15 protein-coding genes and 1 other RNA gene are annotated in these 17,080 nt (G+C 68.3%); 8 read left to right on the top strand and 8 right to left on the bottom strand.

Annotated features, from left to right (window positions below; translation table 11 throughout):
* Positions 1 to 34 precede the first annotated feature (34 nt).
* The 3 genes from ACZ7SW_RS18325 to ACZ7SW_RS18315 are packed head-to-tail and all read right to left on the bottom strand — an operon-like array spanning position 35 to position 2,556.
* A complete protein-coding gene (locus ACZ7SW_RS18325; protein ID WP_470231593.1) occupies positions 35 to 676 on the bottom strand; it encodes a response regulator transcription factor in 642 nt (213 codons plus the stop codon).
* Positions 677 to 733: 57 nt separating this feature from the next.
* The gene (locus tag ACZ7SW_RS18320) at positions 734 to 1,867 is read right to left on the bottom strand and encodes a sensor histidine kinase (protein WP_470231592.1); all 1,134 of its coding nucleotides are present in this window, start codon (positions 1,865 to 1,867) and stop codon (positions 734 to 736) included.
* A complete protein-coding gene (locus ACZ7SW_RS18315; RefSeq protein WP_470231591.1) occupies positions 1,864 to 2,556 on the bottom strand; it encodes a sensor domain-containing protein in 693 nt (230 codons plus the stop codon). The genes ACZ7SW_RS18320 and ACZ7SW_RS18315 overlap by 4 nt, the downstream gene beginning before the upstream one ends.
* A gap of 177 nt (positions 2,557 to 2,733) precedes the next feature.
* On the opposite strand from ACZ7SW_RS18315, the gene ssrA reads away from it, so the two are divergent.
* From ssrA to ACZ7SW_RS18300, 3 genes are all read left to right on the top strand, one after another.
* Positions 2,734 to 3,108: a transfer-messenger RNA gene (gene ssrA / locus ACZ7SW_RS18310) on the top strand.
* Positions 3,109 to 3,388: 280 nt separating this feature from the next.
* Positions 3,389 to 4,453 (top strand): type IV toxin-antitoxin system AbiEi family antitoxin, encoded by a 1,065-nt coding sequence (locus tag ACZ7SW_RS18305; protein WP_470231590.1) that lies wholly within the window; start codon positions 3,389 to 3,391, stop codon positions 4,451 to 4,453.
* Positions 4,422 to 5,219, top strand: coding sequence for a hypothetical protein (locus ACZ7SW_RS18300; RefSeq protein WP_470231589.1), 798 nt, complete (start codon positions 4,422 to 4,424; stop codon positions 5,217 to 5,219). The genes ACZ7SW_RS18305 and ACZ7SW_RS18300 overlap by 32 nt, the downstream gene beginning before the upstream one ends.
* A 114-nt stretch (positions 5,220 to 5,333) precedes the next feature.
* On the opposite strand, the gene ACZ7SW_RS18295 is transcribed toward ACZ7SW_RS18300, so the two are convergent.
* The 5 genes from ACZ7SW_RS18295 to ACZ7SW_RS18275 all read right to left on the bottom strand — a co-directional run bounded on the left by ACZ7SW_RS18295 (position 5,334) and on the right by ACZ7SW_RS18275 (position 10,026).
* The gene (locus tag ACZ7SW_RS18295) at positions 5,334 to 6,065 is read right to left on the bottom strand and encodes a class I SAM-dependent methyltransferase (protein WP_470231588.1); all 732 of its coding nucleotides are present in this window, start codon (positions 6,063 to 6,065) and stop codon (positions 5,334 to 5,336) included.
* A 15-nt stretch (positions 6,066 to 6,080) separates the two neighbouring features.
* The gene (locus ACZ7SW_RS18290; protein ID WP_470231587.1) at positions 6,081 to 6,758 is read right to left on the bottom strand and encodes a tRNA-dependent cyclodipeptide synthase; all 678 of its coding nucleotides are present in this window, start codon (positions 6,756 to 6,758) and stop codon (positions 6,081 to 6,083) included.
* Positions 6,755 to 8,362 carry a class I adenylate-forming enzyme family protein gene (locus tag ACZ7SW_RS18285; RefSeq protein ID WP_470231586.1) on the bottom strand — a complete coding sequence of 536 codons (1,608 nt, stop codon included), beginning with the start codon at positions 8,360 to 8,362 and terminating at the stop codon, positions 6,755 to 6,757. Before ACZ7SW_RS18285 ends, ACZ7SW_RS18290 begins: the two co-directional genes overlap by 4 nt.
* A gap of 465 nt (positions 8,363 to 8,827) precedes the next feature.
* Positions 8,828 to 9,085: a helix-turn-helix domain-containing protein gene (locus ACZ7SW_RS18280; RefSeq protein ID WP_470231585.1), complete on the bottom strand. Its 258-nt coding sequence runs from the start codon at positions 9,083 to 9,085 to the stop codon at positions 8,828 to 8,830.
* Between the two features lie 155 nt (positions 9,086 to 9,240).
* Entirely contained in the window at positions 9,241 to 10,026 is a 786-nt protein-coding gene (locus ACZ7SW_RS18275) for an IclR family transcriptional regulator (protein WP_470231584.1), read from the bottom strand.
* 180 nt (positions 10,027 to 10,206) lie between these two features.
* On the opposite strand from ACZ7SW_RS18275, the gene hutH reads away from it, so the two are divergent.
* From hutH to hutI, 5 genes are read left to right on the top strand one after another with little or no spacing between them, the layout of a single operon-like run.
* Complete coding sequence (gene hutH, locus ACZ7SW_RS18270; RefSeq protein ID WP_470231583.1) at positions 10,207 to 11,733, top strand: histidine ammonia-lyase; 1,527 nt, start codon at positions 10,207 to 10,209, stop codon at positions 11,731 to 11,733.
* A 2-nt stretch (positions 11,734 to 11,735) separates the two neighbouring features.
* On the top strand, positions 11,736 to 13,397 hold the full coding sequence (hutU, locus tag ACZ7SW_RS18265) for a urocanate hydratase (RefSeq protein ID WP_470231582.1): 1,662 nt from the start codon (positions 11,736 to 11,738) through the stop codon (positions 13,395 to 13,397).
* A complete protein-coding gene (locus ACZ7SW_RS18260; RefSeq protein ID WP_470231581.1) occupies positions 13,394 to 14,590 on the top strand; it encodes an allantoate amidohydrolase in 1,197 nt (398 codons plus the stop codon). The genes hutU and ACZ7SW_RS18260 overlap by 4 nt, the downstream gene beginning before the upstream one ends.
* Positions 14,587 to 15,891: a formimidoylglutamate deiminase gene (locus tag ACZ7SW_RS18255; protein ID WP_470231580.1), complete on the top strand. Its 1,305-nt coding sequence runs from the start codon at positions 14,587 to 14,589 to the stop codon at positions 15,889 to 15,891. The genes ACZ7SW_RS18260 and ACZ7SW_RS18255 overlap by 4 nt, the downstream gene beginning before the upstream one ends.
* The gene (gene hutI, locus ACZ7SW_RS18250; RefSeq protein ID WP_470231579.1) at positions 15,879 to 17,024 is read left to right on the top strand and encodes an imidazolonepropionase; all 1,146 of its coding nucleotides are present in this window, start codon (positions 15,879 to 15,881) and stop codon (positions 17,022 to 17,024) included. Before ACZ7SW_RS18255 ends, hutI begins: the two co-directional genes overlap by 13 nt.
* Positions 17,025 to 17,080 lie beyond the last annotated feature (56 nt).

Raw genomic sequence — 17,080 nt, 5'->3', positions numbered from 1 at the left:
CCGCCCGGGCTGCCGTCAGTTCGAGTGAGGGGTTTCAGCGGCCGAGGTAGGTCAGCACCGCGCGAACCCGGCGGTGTTCTTCGGAACTGGCCTCGAGACCGAGCTTCGAGAAGATGTTGCCGATGTGCTTTTCGACCGCTCCGTGCGACACGACCAGCGAGTTCGCGATGGCGTTGTTGGACAGGCCCTGCGCCATCAGTCCGAGTACCTCGGATTCACGCGCAGTGAGCGAATCGAGCGGGTTGCGGCGGCCGCGGGCCATCAGCTGGGCGATGACGTCGGGGTCGATGGCGGTGCCGCCGTCCGCGACGCGACGGACCGCGTCCAGGAACTCGTCCACGTCGGCGACGCGCTCTTTCAGCAGGTAGCCGACGCCGCCAGCACCTCCGGACAGCAGTTCGACCGCGTAGCTTTCCTCGACGTACTGGGACAGCACGAGCACCGGCAGGCCAGCGATCTTCTTGCGGGCGGCCAGTGCCGCGCGCAAGCCCTCGTCGGTGAACGTCGGCGGCATCCGGACATCGACAATCGCCAGGTCGGGACGGTGTTCGGTGATCGCGCCGAGCAGGTCGTCGCCGTTGTCGACCGCGGCGACCGTCTCGATGCCCTCGTCGGCGAGCAAACGAGTGACCCCCGCCCGAAGCAACACGGCGTCTTCGGCGATCACTACTCGCATCAAAGCCCCCAGGTCCGTGAGTGAAAAGCTCCCGGGGGCTATTCACTCACGGACGGGTCACCATTGACACGGCAGGTCCGCTCGGATGACCGTCGGCCCGCCGACCGGGCTCACGACGGTGATCACGCCGTCGATGGTGGCCGCTCGGTCGGCCAGCCCGGCGAGCCCGCCGCCAGGACGGACCTCGGCGCCGCCGTGGCCGTCGTCGGTGATCTCGGTGATGACGTGCGTATCCGAGCGCCACACCTTCACCATCGCCTCGGTCGCGCCGGAGTGCTTGGCGATGTTGGTGAGGGTCTCGCCGACGATGAAGTACGCCGTGGTCTCGACCGCGGCCGGCGGCCGGGGCTCGACGTCGACGTGCACGTCCACCGGGATCGGCGACTTCGCGGCCTGCGCGGACAGGGCCGCGTCGAGTCCGCGGTCGCCGAGCACGGCGGGGTAGATGCCGCGGGCCAGGTCGCGCAGCTCGGAGACGGCGAGCTTGGCGTCCGAATGCGCCTCGTCGATCAGGTCGCGCACCGCGTTCGGGTCGTTGTCGAACTTCGACTTCGCCCGGCCGAGGCTCATCGCGACGGCCACGAGCCGCTGCTGGGCGCCGTCGTGCAGGTCGCGCTCGATCCGGCGGCGCTCGGCCTCCGCGGCGTCCACGCCACGAGCCCGCGACGCCTGCAGGTGCTCAGCCTTCTTTTCGAGCTTCTTCGTGCGGTTCGGGCCCAGCATCGACAGCGCCAGGTTCCCGTGCAGCCAGCCCAGCCACGGCGTCACCCAGATCGCCATCGGCAGCAGCACGATCGACGCGAGCGCGATCGGCAGTTCGACGATCGACAGCGGGAACGCGACCATCAGGTAAGCCAGGTCGCGCCAGGTCGTCGGGTCGGACAGGCGGGTCAGCCAGCGGCGGGTCATCGGCTGCCCGTCCAGCGGCAGCCGTTCGACCGGGCCGAGCGGGGTGCCGAGCATCCGGCGGGCCCAGCGCCGTTCCAGGTCGCCTGACCAGCGAATGAACCCGGTGACGGCCAGCAGGATCGGGAAGCCGATCCAGATGATGAGCGTCGCCGTGCCGACGGTCCCGCCGACCACGATGAGGACGAACTGCAGCAGCCGCAGCACGAACGACGGGATCATGTACGCGATCGTGCGAGCGGGATGCGGACGGGGGTGCTCCGGAGGCGGGTCTTGCGAAGTCATCCGGCCACCGTGATCCCGTCGATCTCGTTCCACGAGCGCTCCATGCGACGCCGCTGGGCGACCGTGGGCCGCAGCAGCCCGGTCGCGAACGCCGCGTGCAGCGCAGCCAGCCCCTTCGTCAGGGCCACGGCGATCGCGGCGAACAGCACCCCCAGCGCCGCCCAGGGCAGCGCGGTCACCGTCGAGTCGACGACGAACCACGGCACATCGTAGCTCGGGAAGGCGTAGACGCCGTCCGGAAGGAAGCGGTAGTAGATCGGGAGCGCGACCAGGCCCAAGCTGACTGCCCACACCGTCACGACCAGCACGAACTCCATCAGGCCGAGCGGGAAGAGCAGGAACAGGTAGGACAGGTCCCGCCAGGTCGCCGGGTCCTTCAGCCGGGTCAGCCAGCGCTGCTTCAGCCCCGACGGCGGCAACGGCAGATAGGGGTCGTCGACATACACGTCCAGCAGGGCGAACACCCGCCCCCGCTCGACCCGGCCCGCGGTCCGCGCGAACAGGACGAGCAGCGCGAGCAGCGGAACGCCCAGCCACACGATGAGCGTCCCGAACCCGGCCGCCGCGAGGGTCACGATCAGCGTGAACGAGAGGATGCCGATGGGCAGGTTGAGCAGCAGATACGCCAGCGCCCCGCCCAACGGCGGAGTGCGGCGCGCAAAACTGCGACCGGCGGGCACGGTGACCATGGCGGGGCTCCCTCACTGCGGAAACTGACCTGCTCAGCATGGCCGTGCGGGCACCGGGCAACCAGGGGGCGAGCGGGCATCTTCGAGGTGGGGACAGCCCTACCCCGCCCGCTGGCACATGCCGGAATTATCGGGTTGCCGGGGGAGTTATGATGGGGAGGTTACAAGCACCTACAAGGGGGTGAACGGTTTCGACTCTGGACGTTGAATCAAGGGAAGCGTGCCGGTGCAGGCGAGAGACCACCGTAAGCGTCATCGCAACCTAATAAGCGCCAAGGCCAATAGCCAGCGCGACTTCGCTCTCGCTGCCTGATCGCAGCAGAGCAAGTCTGTCGGCCCGGGGTCGCCTCCGACCCGGTCGCCGGCATCAGCTAGGAGGCTCACCGCCGGTCCCGGCCACGGGGCCCGGTAGGGAAGCAAACAGTGGCTGGGCTCGTCACTTCAGCTTGTTCGCGTGACTGAAGGGGCCAAGCAGAGACACAGCGGACTGCGCACGGAGAAGCCTTGAGGAGGCGCTAGAGGACCCGGGTTCAATTCCCGGCACCTCCACTCGATCGCGGAAGAGCCCTGCCCATGCTGACGCTTGGGCCAGGGCTCTTCTTCGTATCCTCCTTTGGGGGTCGGACCCCCAAACCCCCGCCAGGGGGCTGCGCCCCCTGGACCCCCATCGTGGTGGTTGCGTGGGGTGGGTGGGGTGGGTTGTGTGGGGTGGGTCGGGTGGGTTGCGTGGGTGGGGTGGGGGCGTTTGCTGTGTGTGTGTCGCGGGCCTGGTGCGGGGCTTGGCTGGAGGGGTGGGGTGCGGTGAGGGGCGGAGTGTGTTCAAAATATGGGTATGTTCAGTTCAAGTGAACATGCGGACTTACTGAACGCTTTGGGCTGGCCTGCTGAGGTGCGATCCAGGCTTGAGGAATTCGGCTTGCGGGTCGAGGTGCTTGATCGTGCTGATCCGCTTGGGCGTCAGGTGGACGCCGTTGTGCGGCTCACCACGGGGTCCGGTGCCGTCCGGACGTACGGTGTTGAGATCAAGCGGCGGATGACCGCAGAGCTTGCCACGGCGGTTCATTTCCCGTTGGGGCTTCCACCGTTGCTTTTCACCGCGCACCTCGGTGATCCGGTCGCCGAACGGCTGCGTGCCAGGGGGATCGATTACGTGGACACTGCGGGCAATGCCCATCTTGCCTGGGGTGACGTTCTGATCGACGTTCGAGGCCGTCGTAAGCCCGCCGTGCCTGCCGGGAGAGTCTCGATGCGAGGCGCGGGAGCCTTTGGTCGTGCTGGCCTTCAAGTTCTGTTCGTTCTGCTCAGCTGGCCTGAGGCGGCCGACTTCCCCTATCGCCGCCTGGCTGAACTGAGCGGCGTGTCACTCGGCACGGCCAAGAAGGTCGTCGATGAGCTCGCTGGTGCCGGTTATTTGTACAAGGCAGGGGACGAACGAAGGCTTGCCCGCGGCGCCGAACTGCTTGACCGGTGGTCGGAGGCTTACTCGATCACTTTGGATACTGCGCTGGCCCTCGGCGAGTTCGAGGCGGCCGACCTTTCGTGGTGGCGGGATTCGCAGGAAGACCTCTTTTCCCTGGGGGTTCAAGTAGGTGGGGAAGCAGGGGCCAGCCTTCTCGATTCGCACCTGCGGCCCACCTCGCTCACGCTTTACGCCGATCACTTGCCGAGCCGGCTCATCGGCCAGCATCGTATGGCCCGCGCGGAAAAAGACGGCAACGTGCACATCCGGACCCGGTTCTGGAAAGAGCCGTTGCCCCAGCCGCGGCCGGAGTCCTGGATCGTGCCGTCCCCCCTGATTTACGCCGACATGCTGGCCTCTGGAGATCCGCGCCAGCGCGAGCACGCAGACCGTATTCGGAGCAGTGATGATCGGCTTAAGCGCATCGACCGAACCTGATCTCCATCTCGCTGCGAAAGTGCTGGTTCGAGTCGACGCCATCGCCCGTGCGGCGGAAGTCGACTACTTCGGGGTCGGGGCAACAGCACGCACGATCTTGTCGGTCGGGCTGGTCGGCAGCCCGCCTGAACGAGCTACCCGAGACATTGATATCGCCGCCGCGATGGGCACCTGGGACGATTTCGAACGGTTTGCGGCGCAGTTGAAGCGACGTGGCCAGAGCGTCCATTCGTTCCTCGTGGAAGGCGTCGAGGTCGATGTGGTGCCTTATGGCGGCATCGAGGAAGAAGGCCGGACCATTCTCTGGCCCGACGGCCATCGGATGAACGTCCGAGGGCTGAGCGAAGCCGTGGCGTCGGCCGAGCAGGTGCTGCTGCCCGGTGGCCTCGTCGTCAAGGTGCCCGCAGCGCCCGCGCAGGCTCTGCTCAAGCTCCTGACGCGGTGGGAGCGGCGCGCCGTCACCACCCGCGACGCCCTCGATCTCGGGACGATGATCGGCTGGTACTCAGCGGGGCCATACTGGGATCGGCTTTATGCGGAGGAAATCGAAGTGCTCGAACGGCACGACTACGACCCCGCGCTCGCGGGAGCCTGGCTCCTGGGCTCGCACTTGCCCGGTCTGCTCGATGCTGAAGGCGTCACGGTACTGCTCGGCATCGTCGAGGACGACGATGTACTGGCCCGGCTGGCCAACGACGCTCGTCTCGTTCGAGGGCCGGAACTTGTTTCCGCGCTGGCTGACGGAATTAGGGAGACGTGCCTCTAGCTGGAACGTCTCCGGCGCATACCGCCTGAGGCCAGAGCCCAGAGAAACCGGGTCGCTGGGCATCTGGCCAAAGGCATGTTCTTCTCAGACCTCCAAGTTGGCGGGTTTGTGCGTCTAGGGCTTCGTGGCGGTCAGGGTTAGGCTTGTTGGGTTTTTTGCGCAGCGGGTGGCTCGGGGGCGGTCGGCGGGGGCGATCGTGGCGGAGGGTTTTACTGGGGTCCAGGTGATGTTTGTGAAGCCTGCGGTTTCCAGGACGTTCACGATGGTCGCGGTGGGCCAGTGGTGTACTTCGATCTCGGTGGGCGGGGTGGTGAGGACGGCTACCTTGAACTTGTCGCCTTCCTTTGGGTTGGCGGGGCGGTGGGTGCGGAACCCTGCTGCGGTTTCGGATTCTTCGCTTGAGTCTGCGTTGGCGCTCAGGACGACCAGGCGGCCGCCGGGTTTTAGGTTGGCTTGCATGGTGTTTGCCATGGTTTGCATGGTTTCGCGGGTGTCGGCGTAGTGCAGGACGTGGATGGCCGTTACTACGTCGAACTCGCCTTGGGGTGGCATTGTCGCCAGGTCTTGGACTTGGTAGGTAATGCCTTGCGGGTCCCGCGCTTCCGCTTGCTGGGCCAGGGCGATCATGCCGGGGGAGAGATCGGTGCCTACTACTTGCGCGGCGCCTAGTTGTTTGATTCGGCGGGTGAAGCTGCCTTCGCCGCAGCCTACGTCCAGTACTCGCAAGCCTCGAAGGTCTCCTAGGAGTTCTTTGAACGAGGGCCATTCCAGGTTTTCCCGGACGAAGCTGATTACTGCTTCCACCTCGGCGAAAGTAGTGGCTACTTGGTCGTACTGATCGGGCATCAAGTGTCTCCGTGTTCAGGCGGGGCGGATTGTGGCGTAGCCCTGGCCAGGGTCTGGTTTCAGGGCGGAGGTGTCGGAGAAGATTACGTTCGCCAGGGGGAGGGGCTGGTGGTAGAAATTGAGGGAGGCGTCTACGTCGAAGATTCTGCACGACGAGACGAAGAATGGCAGCTCGGCGATCAGGTAGTTTTTTGCTTCGGCGATTTGGCCGGGAGTGGGGTCGCCGGTTAGGCCTTTGGCGGCCAGGACTTCCTTGGTCATTTCGGTGCTGGCGGCGGACAGGGTGGGGTCGGTGGCCGTCAGGTGGGCGCAGTGCGCCAAAGCCTCGGTGTAGGTGAGGTTTGGCGAGAGTTCGGACATGCGGTGCAGGCCGTCGGCTGGTCTTGGGCCGCCTAGGTCGGTCCAGGCTCGGAGGACTCGGTTTCGCAGGACGTTGGTTTCCGCTCTGGCCTTCTTCGCCGCTTTGGATTCGTCGTAGCCCAGTGCGGTGAAGGTGTGTTTCAGGGCGCTGTCGGGGACGATGACGTCGATTTGCTTGAATTCCGTTTGCAGCCATTCCAAAGTGGCGCGCAGGCGGTCCACGTTGAAGTAGCTGTTTCCCGGGCTGACGCCGAAAACCGCGTGGCGGCGGGATTCCCAGACTTCGTGGCAGGGCGTGGTCAGAGGTTCCACGGTGAAGCCGTTGCTGATCATGTCCAGCGTCCGGTGCCGGGGGTGGCCGCGGTGTCCAAGTAGGTGCGGCGGAGTTCTTCCCGGACTATTTTTCCGGTTGCGGTTCTTGGCATGTCCGTTGTTGTGATGACGACCGGGTCGGCCAAGGACGGGAGTCCGGTGCGGGCATGGGACCAGTCGCTTTCGTCGAGGCGGCCGTCTCGGGTCGCGACGACGGGGAGGGGCAGGTCGTTCCCGCGCGGGAGGATGGCTACGTCGGAGCCTTCCGGCAGGCGGTCCACCAAAGTGTCTTCGAATTCCAGGTAGCCGATGCCGGACGAGACGTTGACCTCTCGGTCCACGATCTTCAACGCTCCGGTCGAGGTGAGGATGCCGATGTCGCCGGTGTTCCACCAGTCGCCCACCAGCTTTTCCTTCCAGCGCTCGGGTTCGCCGTAGTAGCCGGCGCAGCGGGCCTTTGTTTTGGCGAGAACCAGGCCGGGGCGACCGCGCTCGACCGGTTCGAAAGTCGACGGGTCGACGATCTTGAGGGTGACGAAACCGGGCATGGGGCGGCCTACGACGCGCGGTCCGGGTTTGTGGTCGCGCGGGCGGTTCGCGGAGCGGCGCGAGAGCACGGTCATGCCCATGCCGCCGGTTTCCGACTGGCCGTAACCGTCGCGCCAGAGCGGGAACGGATGCCGGGACGCGTTCAGGAAACGGCGGATGACCGGCCAGCGGATCGCGTCGAAGTTCCCGGCGAACAGGCGGATCTTCGAGAACGGGTTGTCCGCGCCGGTGCGGATCAGCGGTGCCATGGCCGAGTAGTCGATGGGCAGCGCTTCCATGAAAGTCGGCTGGTACCGGCGGAAAACCCGGTCGACTACCTCCGGGGAGCTGTCGTCCATGACCAGTACGGTCGCAGGCGAGAGGGTCAGCACCGAATAGATCCACGTGAAGGCCCGGGCGTGCACGTACGGCGTGAACATGGCCACCACGTCATTGCGGCGGAACGTCAAGGGAGGGAAGTGGCGGCATTCCAGTCTGGCCATTTGTTTTTGGATGGTGGCGGGAGGGAAGATGATCAGCTTGGGGATGCCGGTGGTGCCTGAGGTGTGGGTGAGCATCAGAAGTTCGTCATCGCGGCGGGGGACGGCGTGCTCGTGCGGCTCCGCCTTGAGGTCGGCGTAGGTCTGTGCGTGCGGGGAGTCGCCGTTGACGCTGAAGATCTTTCCGGCGAGATCGGGGAACACCGCCGGCGAGATTTCCGCGCGTTCGATGCGTACCGCGTCGGTGACGACTGCCGCCGGTTCTACGCGCCGGATCAGGGCTTGGACGGCTTCCTTTCCCAGCATGCCGGACAGCATCACGGCGACCGCGCCGATCCGGGCGATCGCGGCGGCAAGCAGAATGCAGTCGAAATGATTGGCTTTGTAGACGACCACCCGCTCGCCGGGTTTCACGCCTGCTTTACTCAGCACGCCCGCGGAATCCTTGACCAGTGCCGCCAGTGCGGGGAGGTCCAGCGTCGAGCGGTTTTCCCGGTCGATGTCCAGCGGCCGGGACAGGTGGAACGTCATGGGCTTGCCGGAACTGCTTCGGTGATCGAACAGTTCGCCCAGGTTGAAGGCCCAGTTCGGTTTCATCGGTCAGTGCTCCTATGCGGTGGAATGCGGCAGCACGAGGCCGCTCGCCGCCCTTGTCCGAATGCGGGCAGGGGGAATCGCAGCGAGTCGAATGGCGCTCGAATCGCTGGCGGGAATGTTCGGGTGGCAGAGCAAGGCTGATCCGGGCCTCGCCCCCGCGATGCCCGGATCAGGGAAGATAGCCTACCGGTAGCCGGTAAGCGAACAAGCAGAAACGTAGTGAAGCGAATCCACTCAAGCCCCCTGATGTTTTGAGTTTCGCTTTAAGCCTATTAGAGCTATACCTGAGCGGATAGTGTCTGTCAATCGTCCGTTGGGGCTGGTCAACGCGGGTATTGCGACAAGTGGGGGACCCGGCGCGGTGCCGTTGTGTCGGGTTTGTCGTGGCTGGAAAATAAGTGGTTGCGCAGTTGAACGCTTCGGTTGAGGTATGCTGGTTCGTGCGGACGTTCTGGGGTTCGTGTTTTATTTCTGGGGAATTGCCGGGGGGTGGGCTTCAAACAAGGAAGGCGCGAGCAGTCCGGTCGCGCGGGCTTGTTCAACTGCTTCAGCCCGGCGGTGTGCGCCGAGTTTCCGGACGTGGATCTTGATCGTGTTCCGCGAGACGGTCAGCGCGTCGGCGACCTCCGGGATCTCCGGGATCTCCGGGATCTCCGGGATCGACAGGTACCGCAGCACGCGGATTTCGGCTTCGCTCAACGGATCCAGCAGTGGTGTCGACACCGAGGCAGCCCATCCGGCCAGGAGACTGCGGATGTCGGCGATGAGTCCGGCGTGCTGGGTACGGCGTGGCGGTCCAGCAGGTACGCGGCGGAGGCATTCCGCGTCGCGGGCGACCGTGCGGCTGGGGCGATCAAGGTGGTCCTAGAACCCTAATCTCATTCCGGGCGGTTGCCGCCGATGTGCGTGGTGAGCGTTGCGGCTGTCGCGGCGACGGCCTCGGCTAGGTCGGGGAAGGTCTCTTCGCAGGGACGGTCATCCGGACAAAGGTGGCGCAGCGTCACGCTGATCGCGGCCATCGGGCGGGAGCCGTGGTCGAACACTGGTGCGGCGACAGACGCGAAGCCAGCCGTCACGTGACCGTCTTCCACTGACCAGCCCAGGCGGCGTTCGGTCGCTAAGGTGCGGCGAAGCGCGGCTAGCGAATTCGGCCCGCGCGGAGTGCGCAGGACGAACGACGCGGCGGCCGGGAACAGCGCGCGGACGTGTGCGGCGGGCAGGTGCTGCAGCATCGCGCGGCCGGAGGCGGTCAGGTGTGCGGGCAGGCGTACGCCGACGTCGGTGACCAGCGTTTCCGGGCGGGCTGGGCGTTCCTTGATCAGGTACAGCGATTCGTTGCCGTGCAGCACGCCAAGGTGCGCGGTGTGGCCGATGCGGTCGACCAGCTTGCGCAGCAGCGGTCCGGCCAGCCGTTCCAGCGGGTCGTGGCGCAGGTAGGCCGAGCCGAGTTCGAAGGCGGCGATGCCGAGGCCGTAGCGGCGTTCGGCGGGCAGGTGGGTGACGAAACCGGCCGCGGTCAGCTCGTTGAGCAGGTGATACGTCGTCGACCGGGGCAGGTCGAGGTCGCGGGCGACGGCGGCGGCGGAGACCGGGCCGGCGTGGCCGGCGAGCAGGCGCAGCACGGAGAGGCCGTTGCGCAGGGCGGGAACGTCGGAACTGCTCACTGGGGGCTCCTTTGCCTCCTCCGGAAATGGTGCGAGGGGACCCCTCACACCGCCCAGACGGAGTATGAGGGGTCCATTCGCTCCGGCGGCCGAGGCTCTCGCCACGTGTTGTCTTGGATGTCAGACACTACCGCCAACTCCGCACTGTCGCCGGGGCTCGCCGGGAGGTGCAATGGCGGCATGCCGGAACCAGTCCTCTTGAGCTCGAAGCCGATGACCGCGGCGCAGGTCGTCGACGTCGTCCGCGGGCACGCGCACGTCGGGCTCGCCGAGGCGGTCGAGAAGAACCTCGCCGCCACTCGCCAGCACATCGAAGACCTCGCCGACGCCACGTCGCCGACCTACGGGGTCTCGACCGGGTTCGGCGCGCTCGCCACGCGCCACATTCCCGTCGAGAGCCGCACCGCGCTGCAGCGCAGCCTGATCCGCTCGCACGCCGCGGGCGCCGGGCCCGCGGTGGAGCCGGAAGTGGTGCGCGCCTTGATGCTGCTGCGCCTGCGCACGCTGGCCAGCGGCTACACCGGCGTGCGCCCGCAGACGGCGCAAACGCTTGCGGCACTGCTCAACGCGGACATCACGCCGGTCGTGCACGAGTACGGTTCGCTCGGCTGCTCCGGCGACCTCGCGCCGCTGGCCGCGGTCGCGCTGGCGTTGATGGGCGAGGGCGAGGTGTTCCACGCGGGCGAGCGGAAGCCCGCCGCGGACGCGTTGCGGGCGGCCGGGATCACGCCGGTCGTGCTGGCCGAGAAGGAGGGCCTCGCGCTCACCAACGGCACCGACGGCATGCTCGGCATGCTGCTGCTCGCCGCGGCCGATCTGCACCGGCTGCTGGACGTCGCGGACCTCACCGCGGCGATGAGCGTCGAGGCGCTGCTGGGCACCGACCGCGCGTTCGCCGCCGATCTGCAGGCGTTGCGCCCGCATCCCGGACAGGCGACCAGCGCGGCGCGGATGTTCGCGGCGCTGCAGGGGTCGAAGATCGTGGAAAGCCACCGCGGTCCGGACTGCAACCGCGTGCAGGACGCGTACTCGCTGCGGTGCGCGCCGCAGGTGCACGGTGCCGCGCGGGACACGCTGACGCACGCGGAACTGGTCGCGGAGCGGGAACTCTGGTCCGCTGTGGACAATCCGGTGGTGCTCGCCGACGGCCGGGTGGAGTCGAACGGCAACTTCCACGGCGCGCCGGTCGCGTATGTGCTCGACTTCCTCGCGGTGCCGGTGGCGGACGTGGCGAGCATCGCCGAACGCCGCACCGACCGGATGCTCGACCAGGCGCGCTCGCACGGGCTGCCGCCGTTCCTCGCGTACGACCCCGGCGTCGACTCCGGGCACATGATCGCGCAGTACACGCAGGCCGCGGTGGTCAGCGAACTCAAGCGGCTCGCCGTGCCCGCCTCGGTGGACTCGATCCCGAGCAGCGCGATGCAGGAGGACCACGTGTCCATGGGCTGGTCCGCCGCACGCAAGCTGCGCAAGGCGGTCGACGGCCTGACCACCGTGCTCGCCGTCGAACTGCTCACCGCGGCCCGCGCGCTCGACTTCCGCGCGCCGCTGCGGCCTTCGCCGGTCACCGGACGCGTCCGGGACCTGCTGCGCACCAAGGTCGAAGGGCCTGGCCCCGACCGTCACCTGGCGCCCGAGATCGCGGCCGCCGAAGAACTCGTGGCCTCGGGCGCTGTCCTGGCCGCGGCCGAACTGGAGGCCTGAGCATGACAAGCACCGCCCGTACCGTCCGCGCCGCCCGGGGCACCTCGCTGACCGCGAAGAACTGGCAGACCGAGGCCGCGCTGCGGATGTTCCACAACAACCTCGACCCGGAGGTCGCCGAGCGGCCCGACGACCTGGTGGTCTACGGCGGCACCGGCCGCGCCGCGCGCAACTGGGCGAGCTTCGACGCGATCACCCGCGAGCTGACCGCGCTGGAGCAGGACGAGACGCTGCTGGTCCAGTCCGGCAAGCCGGTCGGCGTGTTCCGCACGCACGAGTGGGCGCCGCGGGTGCTGATCGCGAACTCGAACCTGGTGGGCGACTGGGCGACCTGGCCGGAGTTCCGCCGGCTCGAGCAGCAGGGCCTCACCATGTACGGCCAGATGACGGCCGGTTCGTGGATTTACATTGGTACGCAAGGCATTCTGCAGGGCACCTACGAGACGTTCGCCGCGGTGGCGAAGAAGCGCTTCGGCGGAACCCTGCGCGGCACGCTCACCGTCACCGCCGGGCTCGGCGGCATGGGCGGCGCGCAGCCGCTGGCGGTCACGATGAACGACGGCGTGGCCTTGTGCATCGAGGTCGACGCCCAGCGTGCGCACCGTCGGGTCGAGCACCGGTACCTCGACGAGGTGGCCGACGACCTGGACGACGCGATCCGGCGGGTCACCGCGGCGAAGAAGGAGCGGCGTCCGCTGTCGGTCGGCGTGGTCGGCAATGCCGCCGAACTGCTGCCGGAGCTGCTGCGCCGCGAGGTCGAGGTGGACATCGTCACCGACCAGACGTCGGCGCACGACCCGCTGTCGTACCTGCCCAAGGGCATCGGCGTGGACGACTGGCAGGACTACGCGGCGAAGAAGCCGGACGAGTTCACCGACCGGGCGCGCGAGTCGATGGCGGAGCACGTCGACGCGATGCTCGGGTTCCTCGACCGCGGTGCCGAGGTCTTCGACTACGGCAACTCCTTGCGCGGCGAAGCGAAACTCGGTGGCTGCGAGCGCGCGTTCGACTTCCCCGGTTTCGTGCCCGCCTACATCCGGCCGCTGTTCTGCGAGGGCAACGGGCCGTTCCGCTGGGCCGCGCTGTCCGGCGACCCGGAGGACATCGCCGCGACCGACCGCGCGATGCTCGAGCTGTTCCCGGAGAACGAATCGCTGGCACGCTGGATCAAGATGGCCGGCGAGCGCGTCGCGTTCCAGGGCCTGCCCGCCCGGATCTGCTGGCTCGGCTACGGCGAACGGCACCTGGCCGGCCTGCGTTTCAACGAGATGGTGGCCAGCGGCGAGCTGAAGGCCCCGGTCGTGATCGGCCGCGACCACCTCGACTCGGGCAGCGTCGCCTCGCCGTACCGCGAGACCGAGGGCATGGCCGACGGCTCCGACGCGATCGCCGACTGGCCGCTGCTCAACGCGCTCGTCAACACCTCGTCCGGGGCGAGCTGGGTTTCCATCCACCACGGCGGCGGGGTCGGCATGGGCCGGTCCATCCACGCCGGGCAGGTGTCCGTCGCGGACGGCACGCCGCTGGCGGCGCAGAAGCTGGAGCGGGTGCTCACGAACGACCCGGGCATGGGCGTCATCCGGCACGTCGACGCCGGTTACGACCGTGCGGCCGACGTCGCCGACGAGCGCGGCGTGCGGGTGCCGATGCGGGAGCAGGCGTGACCGCGTCCGGGCTGCTCGGCGAGATCGCCGACGTCGGGCGCGACGCCCGGCGCGGCGGTTACTCGCGGCACGCGTTCGATTCGCCGGAGCACGACCTGCGCACGTGGTTCGTCGAACGGGCGCGGCAGCTGGGCCTCGACGTCGAGACCGATCGCAACGGCAACCTGTGGGCGTGGTGGGGCGCTCCCGGTGCGGACGCGGTCGTCACCGGCAGCCATCTGGACTCGGTGCCCGGCGGCGGCGCGTTCGACGGGCCGCTCGGCGTGGTGAGTGCGCTGGCGGCGGTGGAAGCGTTGCAGGCCAAGGGGTTCCGTCCGGTCAAGCCGTTCGCGGTGGTCGTGTTCGCCGAGGAGGAGGGCGGGCGCTTCGGCGTGCCGTGTCTCGGTTCGCGGCTGCTCACCGGGACGATCGACGCGGACCGGGCCCGGGCGTTGCGGGACCCGTCCGGCGTCACGTTCGCCGAGGCCGCCGCGAAGGCCGGGCTGGACGTCGACCGCGTCGGCGCGGATCCGGACCGGCTCGGGCTGATCGGGCAGTTCCTGGAACTGCACGTCGAACAGGGCAGGGGGCTGATCGACCTCGGGTCGCCGGTGGCGGTCGGCAACACGGTGATCGCGCACGGCCGGTGGCGGTTCTCCTTCGCCGGACAGGGCAATCACGCCGGTGCGACGCTGCTCGCGGACCGGGTCGATCCAATGCTGCCCGCTGCCGAGACCGTGGTGGCGGTGCGGCGGTTGGCGCGGAAGCTGTCGGACGCGCGGGCCACGGTGGGGCGGCTCGTGCCCACGCCGGGCGGGACGAACGTGATCGCGTCCACTGTGGACCTGTGGCTGGACGCACGGGTGCCGGGAACGGCTACGCCGGGGCTGGTCGAGGAGATCACCCAGGCGGCGAAGGCGGCCGCGGAAGCGGAAGGGTGCGAGCTGGCGGTCACGCGCGAGTCGTACTCCGACGACGTGGTGTTCGACGAGTCGCTGCGGCGGTCATTGGGGGAGTGGCTCGGCGCTCCGCCCGAGCTGCCCACCGGTGCCGGGCACGACGCGGCGATCCTGGCGGGATTCGTGCCGTCCGGAATGCTCTACGTCCGCAATCCGACGGGGATCAGCCACGCGCCGGAGGAATTCGCCGAGGCGGACGACGTCGAGGCGGGCGCTCGGGCGCTCGCCGAGGTGCTGGAGCGGCTCGCGAGATGACCACATACTGGTGCGAACGGGCCTGGCTGCCCGACGGCGTCGCGGAAGCGGTCCGGATCGAGATCGCCGACGGCCGGATCGTTTCGGTGGCCGCCAACACCGACAAGACCGGAACCGTCCTTAATGGACTGACTCTGCCCGGGTTCGCCAACGGCCACTCGCACGCGTTCCACCGCGCGCTGCGCGGCCGGACGCACCACGAGCGGGGCACGTTCTGGACGTGGCGGGAGCGGATGTACTCGCTCGCCGCCCGGCTCGATCCGGACTCGTACTACCGGCTCGCCCGCGGCGTCTACGCGGAAATGGTGCTGGCCGGGTACACGAGCGTCGCCGAGTTCCACTACCTGCACCACGGGCCGGGCGGCAAACCGTATGCCTCGCCCAACGCAATGGGCGACGCGTTGCGGCAGGCCGCGCGGGACGCCGGGATCCGGATGACCCTGCTCGACACCTGCTACCTCGCGGGCGGAATCGGCGTGCCGCCGGACGAGGTGCAGAAACGGTTTTCGGACGGTTCGGCGGAGAAGTGGGCGGAACGCGTCGCACTGCTCAAAGAAGACGACCTGTTCCGGGTCGGCGGAGCGATCCACTCGGTGCGCGCGGTGCCGGAGTACGAGCTGCCGAAGGTGGACGACGCGGTACCGCAGGACCGGCCGTTGCACATTCACCTGTCCGAGCAGCGTGCGGAGAATGAGCAGTGCGAGGCCGCGTACCGCTGGACGCCGACCGGGTTGCTCTGGGATTACGGCGTGCTCGGCGAGCGGCTCACCGCGGTCCACGCGACGCACCTGACCGAGCAGGACATCAAGTGGCTGGGCGATTCCAGGAGCGGCGCGTGCTTCTGCCCGACCACCGAACGGGACCTCGGCGACGGCATCGGGCCGGCCCGGAGCCTGCTCGACGCGGGGGTGCGGCTCAGCATCGGGAGTGACAGCAACGCGGTGGTGGACGCGTTCGAGGAGACTCGGGCGCTGGAGCTGGACGACCGGCTCGCCAGCGAGGAACGCGGCCGGTTCACCGCGGAGGAACTGCTCGCGGCCGGGACTGAGCACATTTCCGCGGGCTGGCCGGAGACCGGCACTCTCGCGGCTGGTGCCGGGGCAGACCTGGTCACGGTCGCGACCGACACGGTGCGCACGGCTGGGATCGAACCGTCCGGCGTGCTGTTCGCCGCAGCGGCCGCGGATGTCCGTACCGTGGTGGTGGCCGGGCGGGAAGTGGTGCGCGACGGGGCGCACGTGCTGATCGAACGACCGGAAACCTTACTGGCCAAGGAGATCGAGGCGCTGTGGCAGTTCTGATCACCGGAATCGGCGAGCTCACCACGAACGACCCGGAGCTGGGCAAGCTGCGCGACGCCGCGCTGGTGCTCGACGGCGAGACCGTCGCGTGGGCCGGTCCGGCCGCGCAGGCCCCGGACGCTGACGAGCGAGTCGACGTCGAAGGCCGCGCTGTGTTGCCCGGGTGGGTGGACAGCCACACCCACCTCGTGTTCGCGGGTGACCGCACCGCCGAGTTCGAGGCGCGGATGGCCGGACAGGCTTACGCAGCAGGCGGAATCGCGGTCACCGTCGATGCGACGAGGGCGGCCTCGGACGAACAGCTGGCGGCGAACCTTCGTCGACATGTCGATGAAGCGGCTGCCCAGGGCACTACCTGCCTGGAGACGAAGACCGGCTACGGCCTCACGGTCGCTGACGAGGCCCGGTCGGCGCGGATCGCGGGCGCGGTCGCTGATGAGGTGACCTTCCTTGGCGCGCACCTCGTGCCGCCGGGTGCCGATGCAGAGTCCTATGTGGACTTAGTGTGCGGCGAGATGCTGGACGCGGTCGCACCGCACGTGCGGTGGGCCGATGTGTTCTGCGAAACCGGAGCGTTCGACGAGGCACAGTCGGCGCGCGTGCTCAAGGCAGCGGCGGAACGCGGCCTAGGCTTGCGAGTGCACGGCAACCAGCTCGGCGAGGGTCCCGGCGTGCGACTGGCGGTGGAACTGGACGCGGCGAGCGTCGACCACTGCACGTACCTGAGCGATGCCGACGTCGAGGCGCTCGCGGCCTCCAACACGGTCGCGACGATCCTGCCCGCGTGTGATTTGTCCACGAGGCAGGCGCTGGCTCCCGCGCGACGGCTGCTCGACGCTGGCGCGACGGTTGCGTTGGCCAGCAACGCTAATCCGGGCAGCTCGTACACCACGTCGGTAGCGTTCTGCGTGACGACGGCCGTGCTTCAGCTGCGGATGACAGTCGACGAAGCCGTGTGGTCGGCGACCGCCGGCGGTGCGCGGGCGCTTCGCCGCGAGGACGTCGGCTATCTGCGGCCGGGTGCGCGGGCGGATGTGCACGTACTCGACGCTCCGTCCACCACGCATCTCGCTTATCGGCCCGGGGTCCCGTTGACCCACGCGGTGTGGCGGAAAGGGGCAAAGCTGCGTTAATCCGGTGGCGACGGAGTCCGCCGCTGCGCTAACGTGAAAGGGAACAGGACGCGCGA

The sequence above is a fragment of the Amycolatopsis sp. NPDC114484 genome, assembly GCF_055633755.1.
Note: the sequence above shows the minus strand (reverse complement) of the source record. Positions and strands in the feature narration are given on the sequence as shown.

Coding starts and splice junctions, on each gene's coding strand:
- ACZ7SW_RS18295 (WP_470231588.1), bottom strand. CDS start 6,065: ATGCCCGATCAGTACGACCAAGTAGCCACTACTTTCGCCGAGGTGGAA.
- ACZ7SW_RS18255 (WP_470231580.1), top strand. CDS start 14,587: ATGACCACATACTGGTGCGAACGGGCCTGGCTGCCCGACGGCGTCGCG.
- ACZ7SW_RS18285 (WP_470231586.1), bottom strand. CDS start 8,362: ATGAAACCGAACTGGGCCTTCAACCTGGGCGAACTGTTCGATCACCGA.
- ACZ7SW_RS18315 (WP_470231591.1), bottom strand. CDS start 2,556: ATGGTCACCGTGCCCGCCGGTCGCAGTTTTGCGCGCCGCACTCCGCCG.
- hutH (WP_470231583.1), top strand. CDS start 10,207: ATGCCGGAACCAGTCCTCTTGAGCTCGAAGCCGATGACCGCGGCGCAG.
- ACZ7SW_RS18300 (WP_470231589.1), top strand. CDS start 4,422: ATGATCGGCTTAAGCGCATCGACCGAACCTGATCTCCATCTCGCTGCG.
- ACZ7SW_RS18320 (WP_470231592.1), bottom strand. CDS start 1,867: ATGACTTCGCAAGACCCGCCTCCGGAGCACCCCCGTCCGCATCCCGCT.
- hutU (WP_470231582.1), top strand. CDS start 11,736: ATGACAAGCACCGCCCGTACCGTCCGCGCCGCCCGGGGCACCTCGCTG.
- ACZ7SW_RS18305 (WP_470231590.1), top strand. CDS start 3,389: ATGTTCAGTTCAAGTGAACATGCGGACTTACTGAACGCTTTGGGCTGG.
- ACZ7SW_RS18290 (WP_470231587.1), bottom strand. CDS start 6,758: ATGATCAGCAACGGCTTCACCGTGGAACCTCTGACCACGCCCTGCCAC.
- ACZ7SW_RS18325 (WP_470231593.1), bottom strand. CDS start 676: ATGCGAGTAGTGATCGCCGAAGACGCCGTGTTGCTTCGGGCGGGGGTC.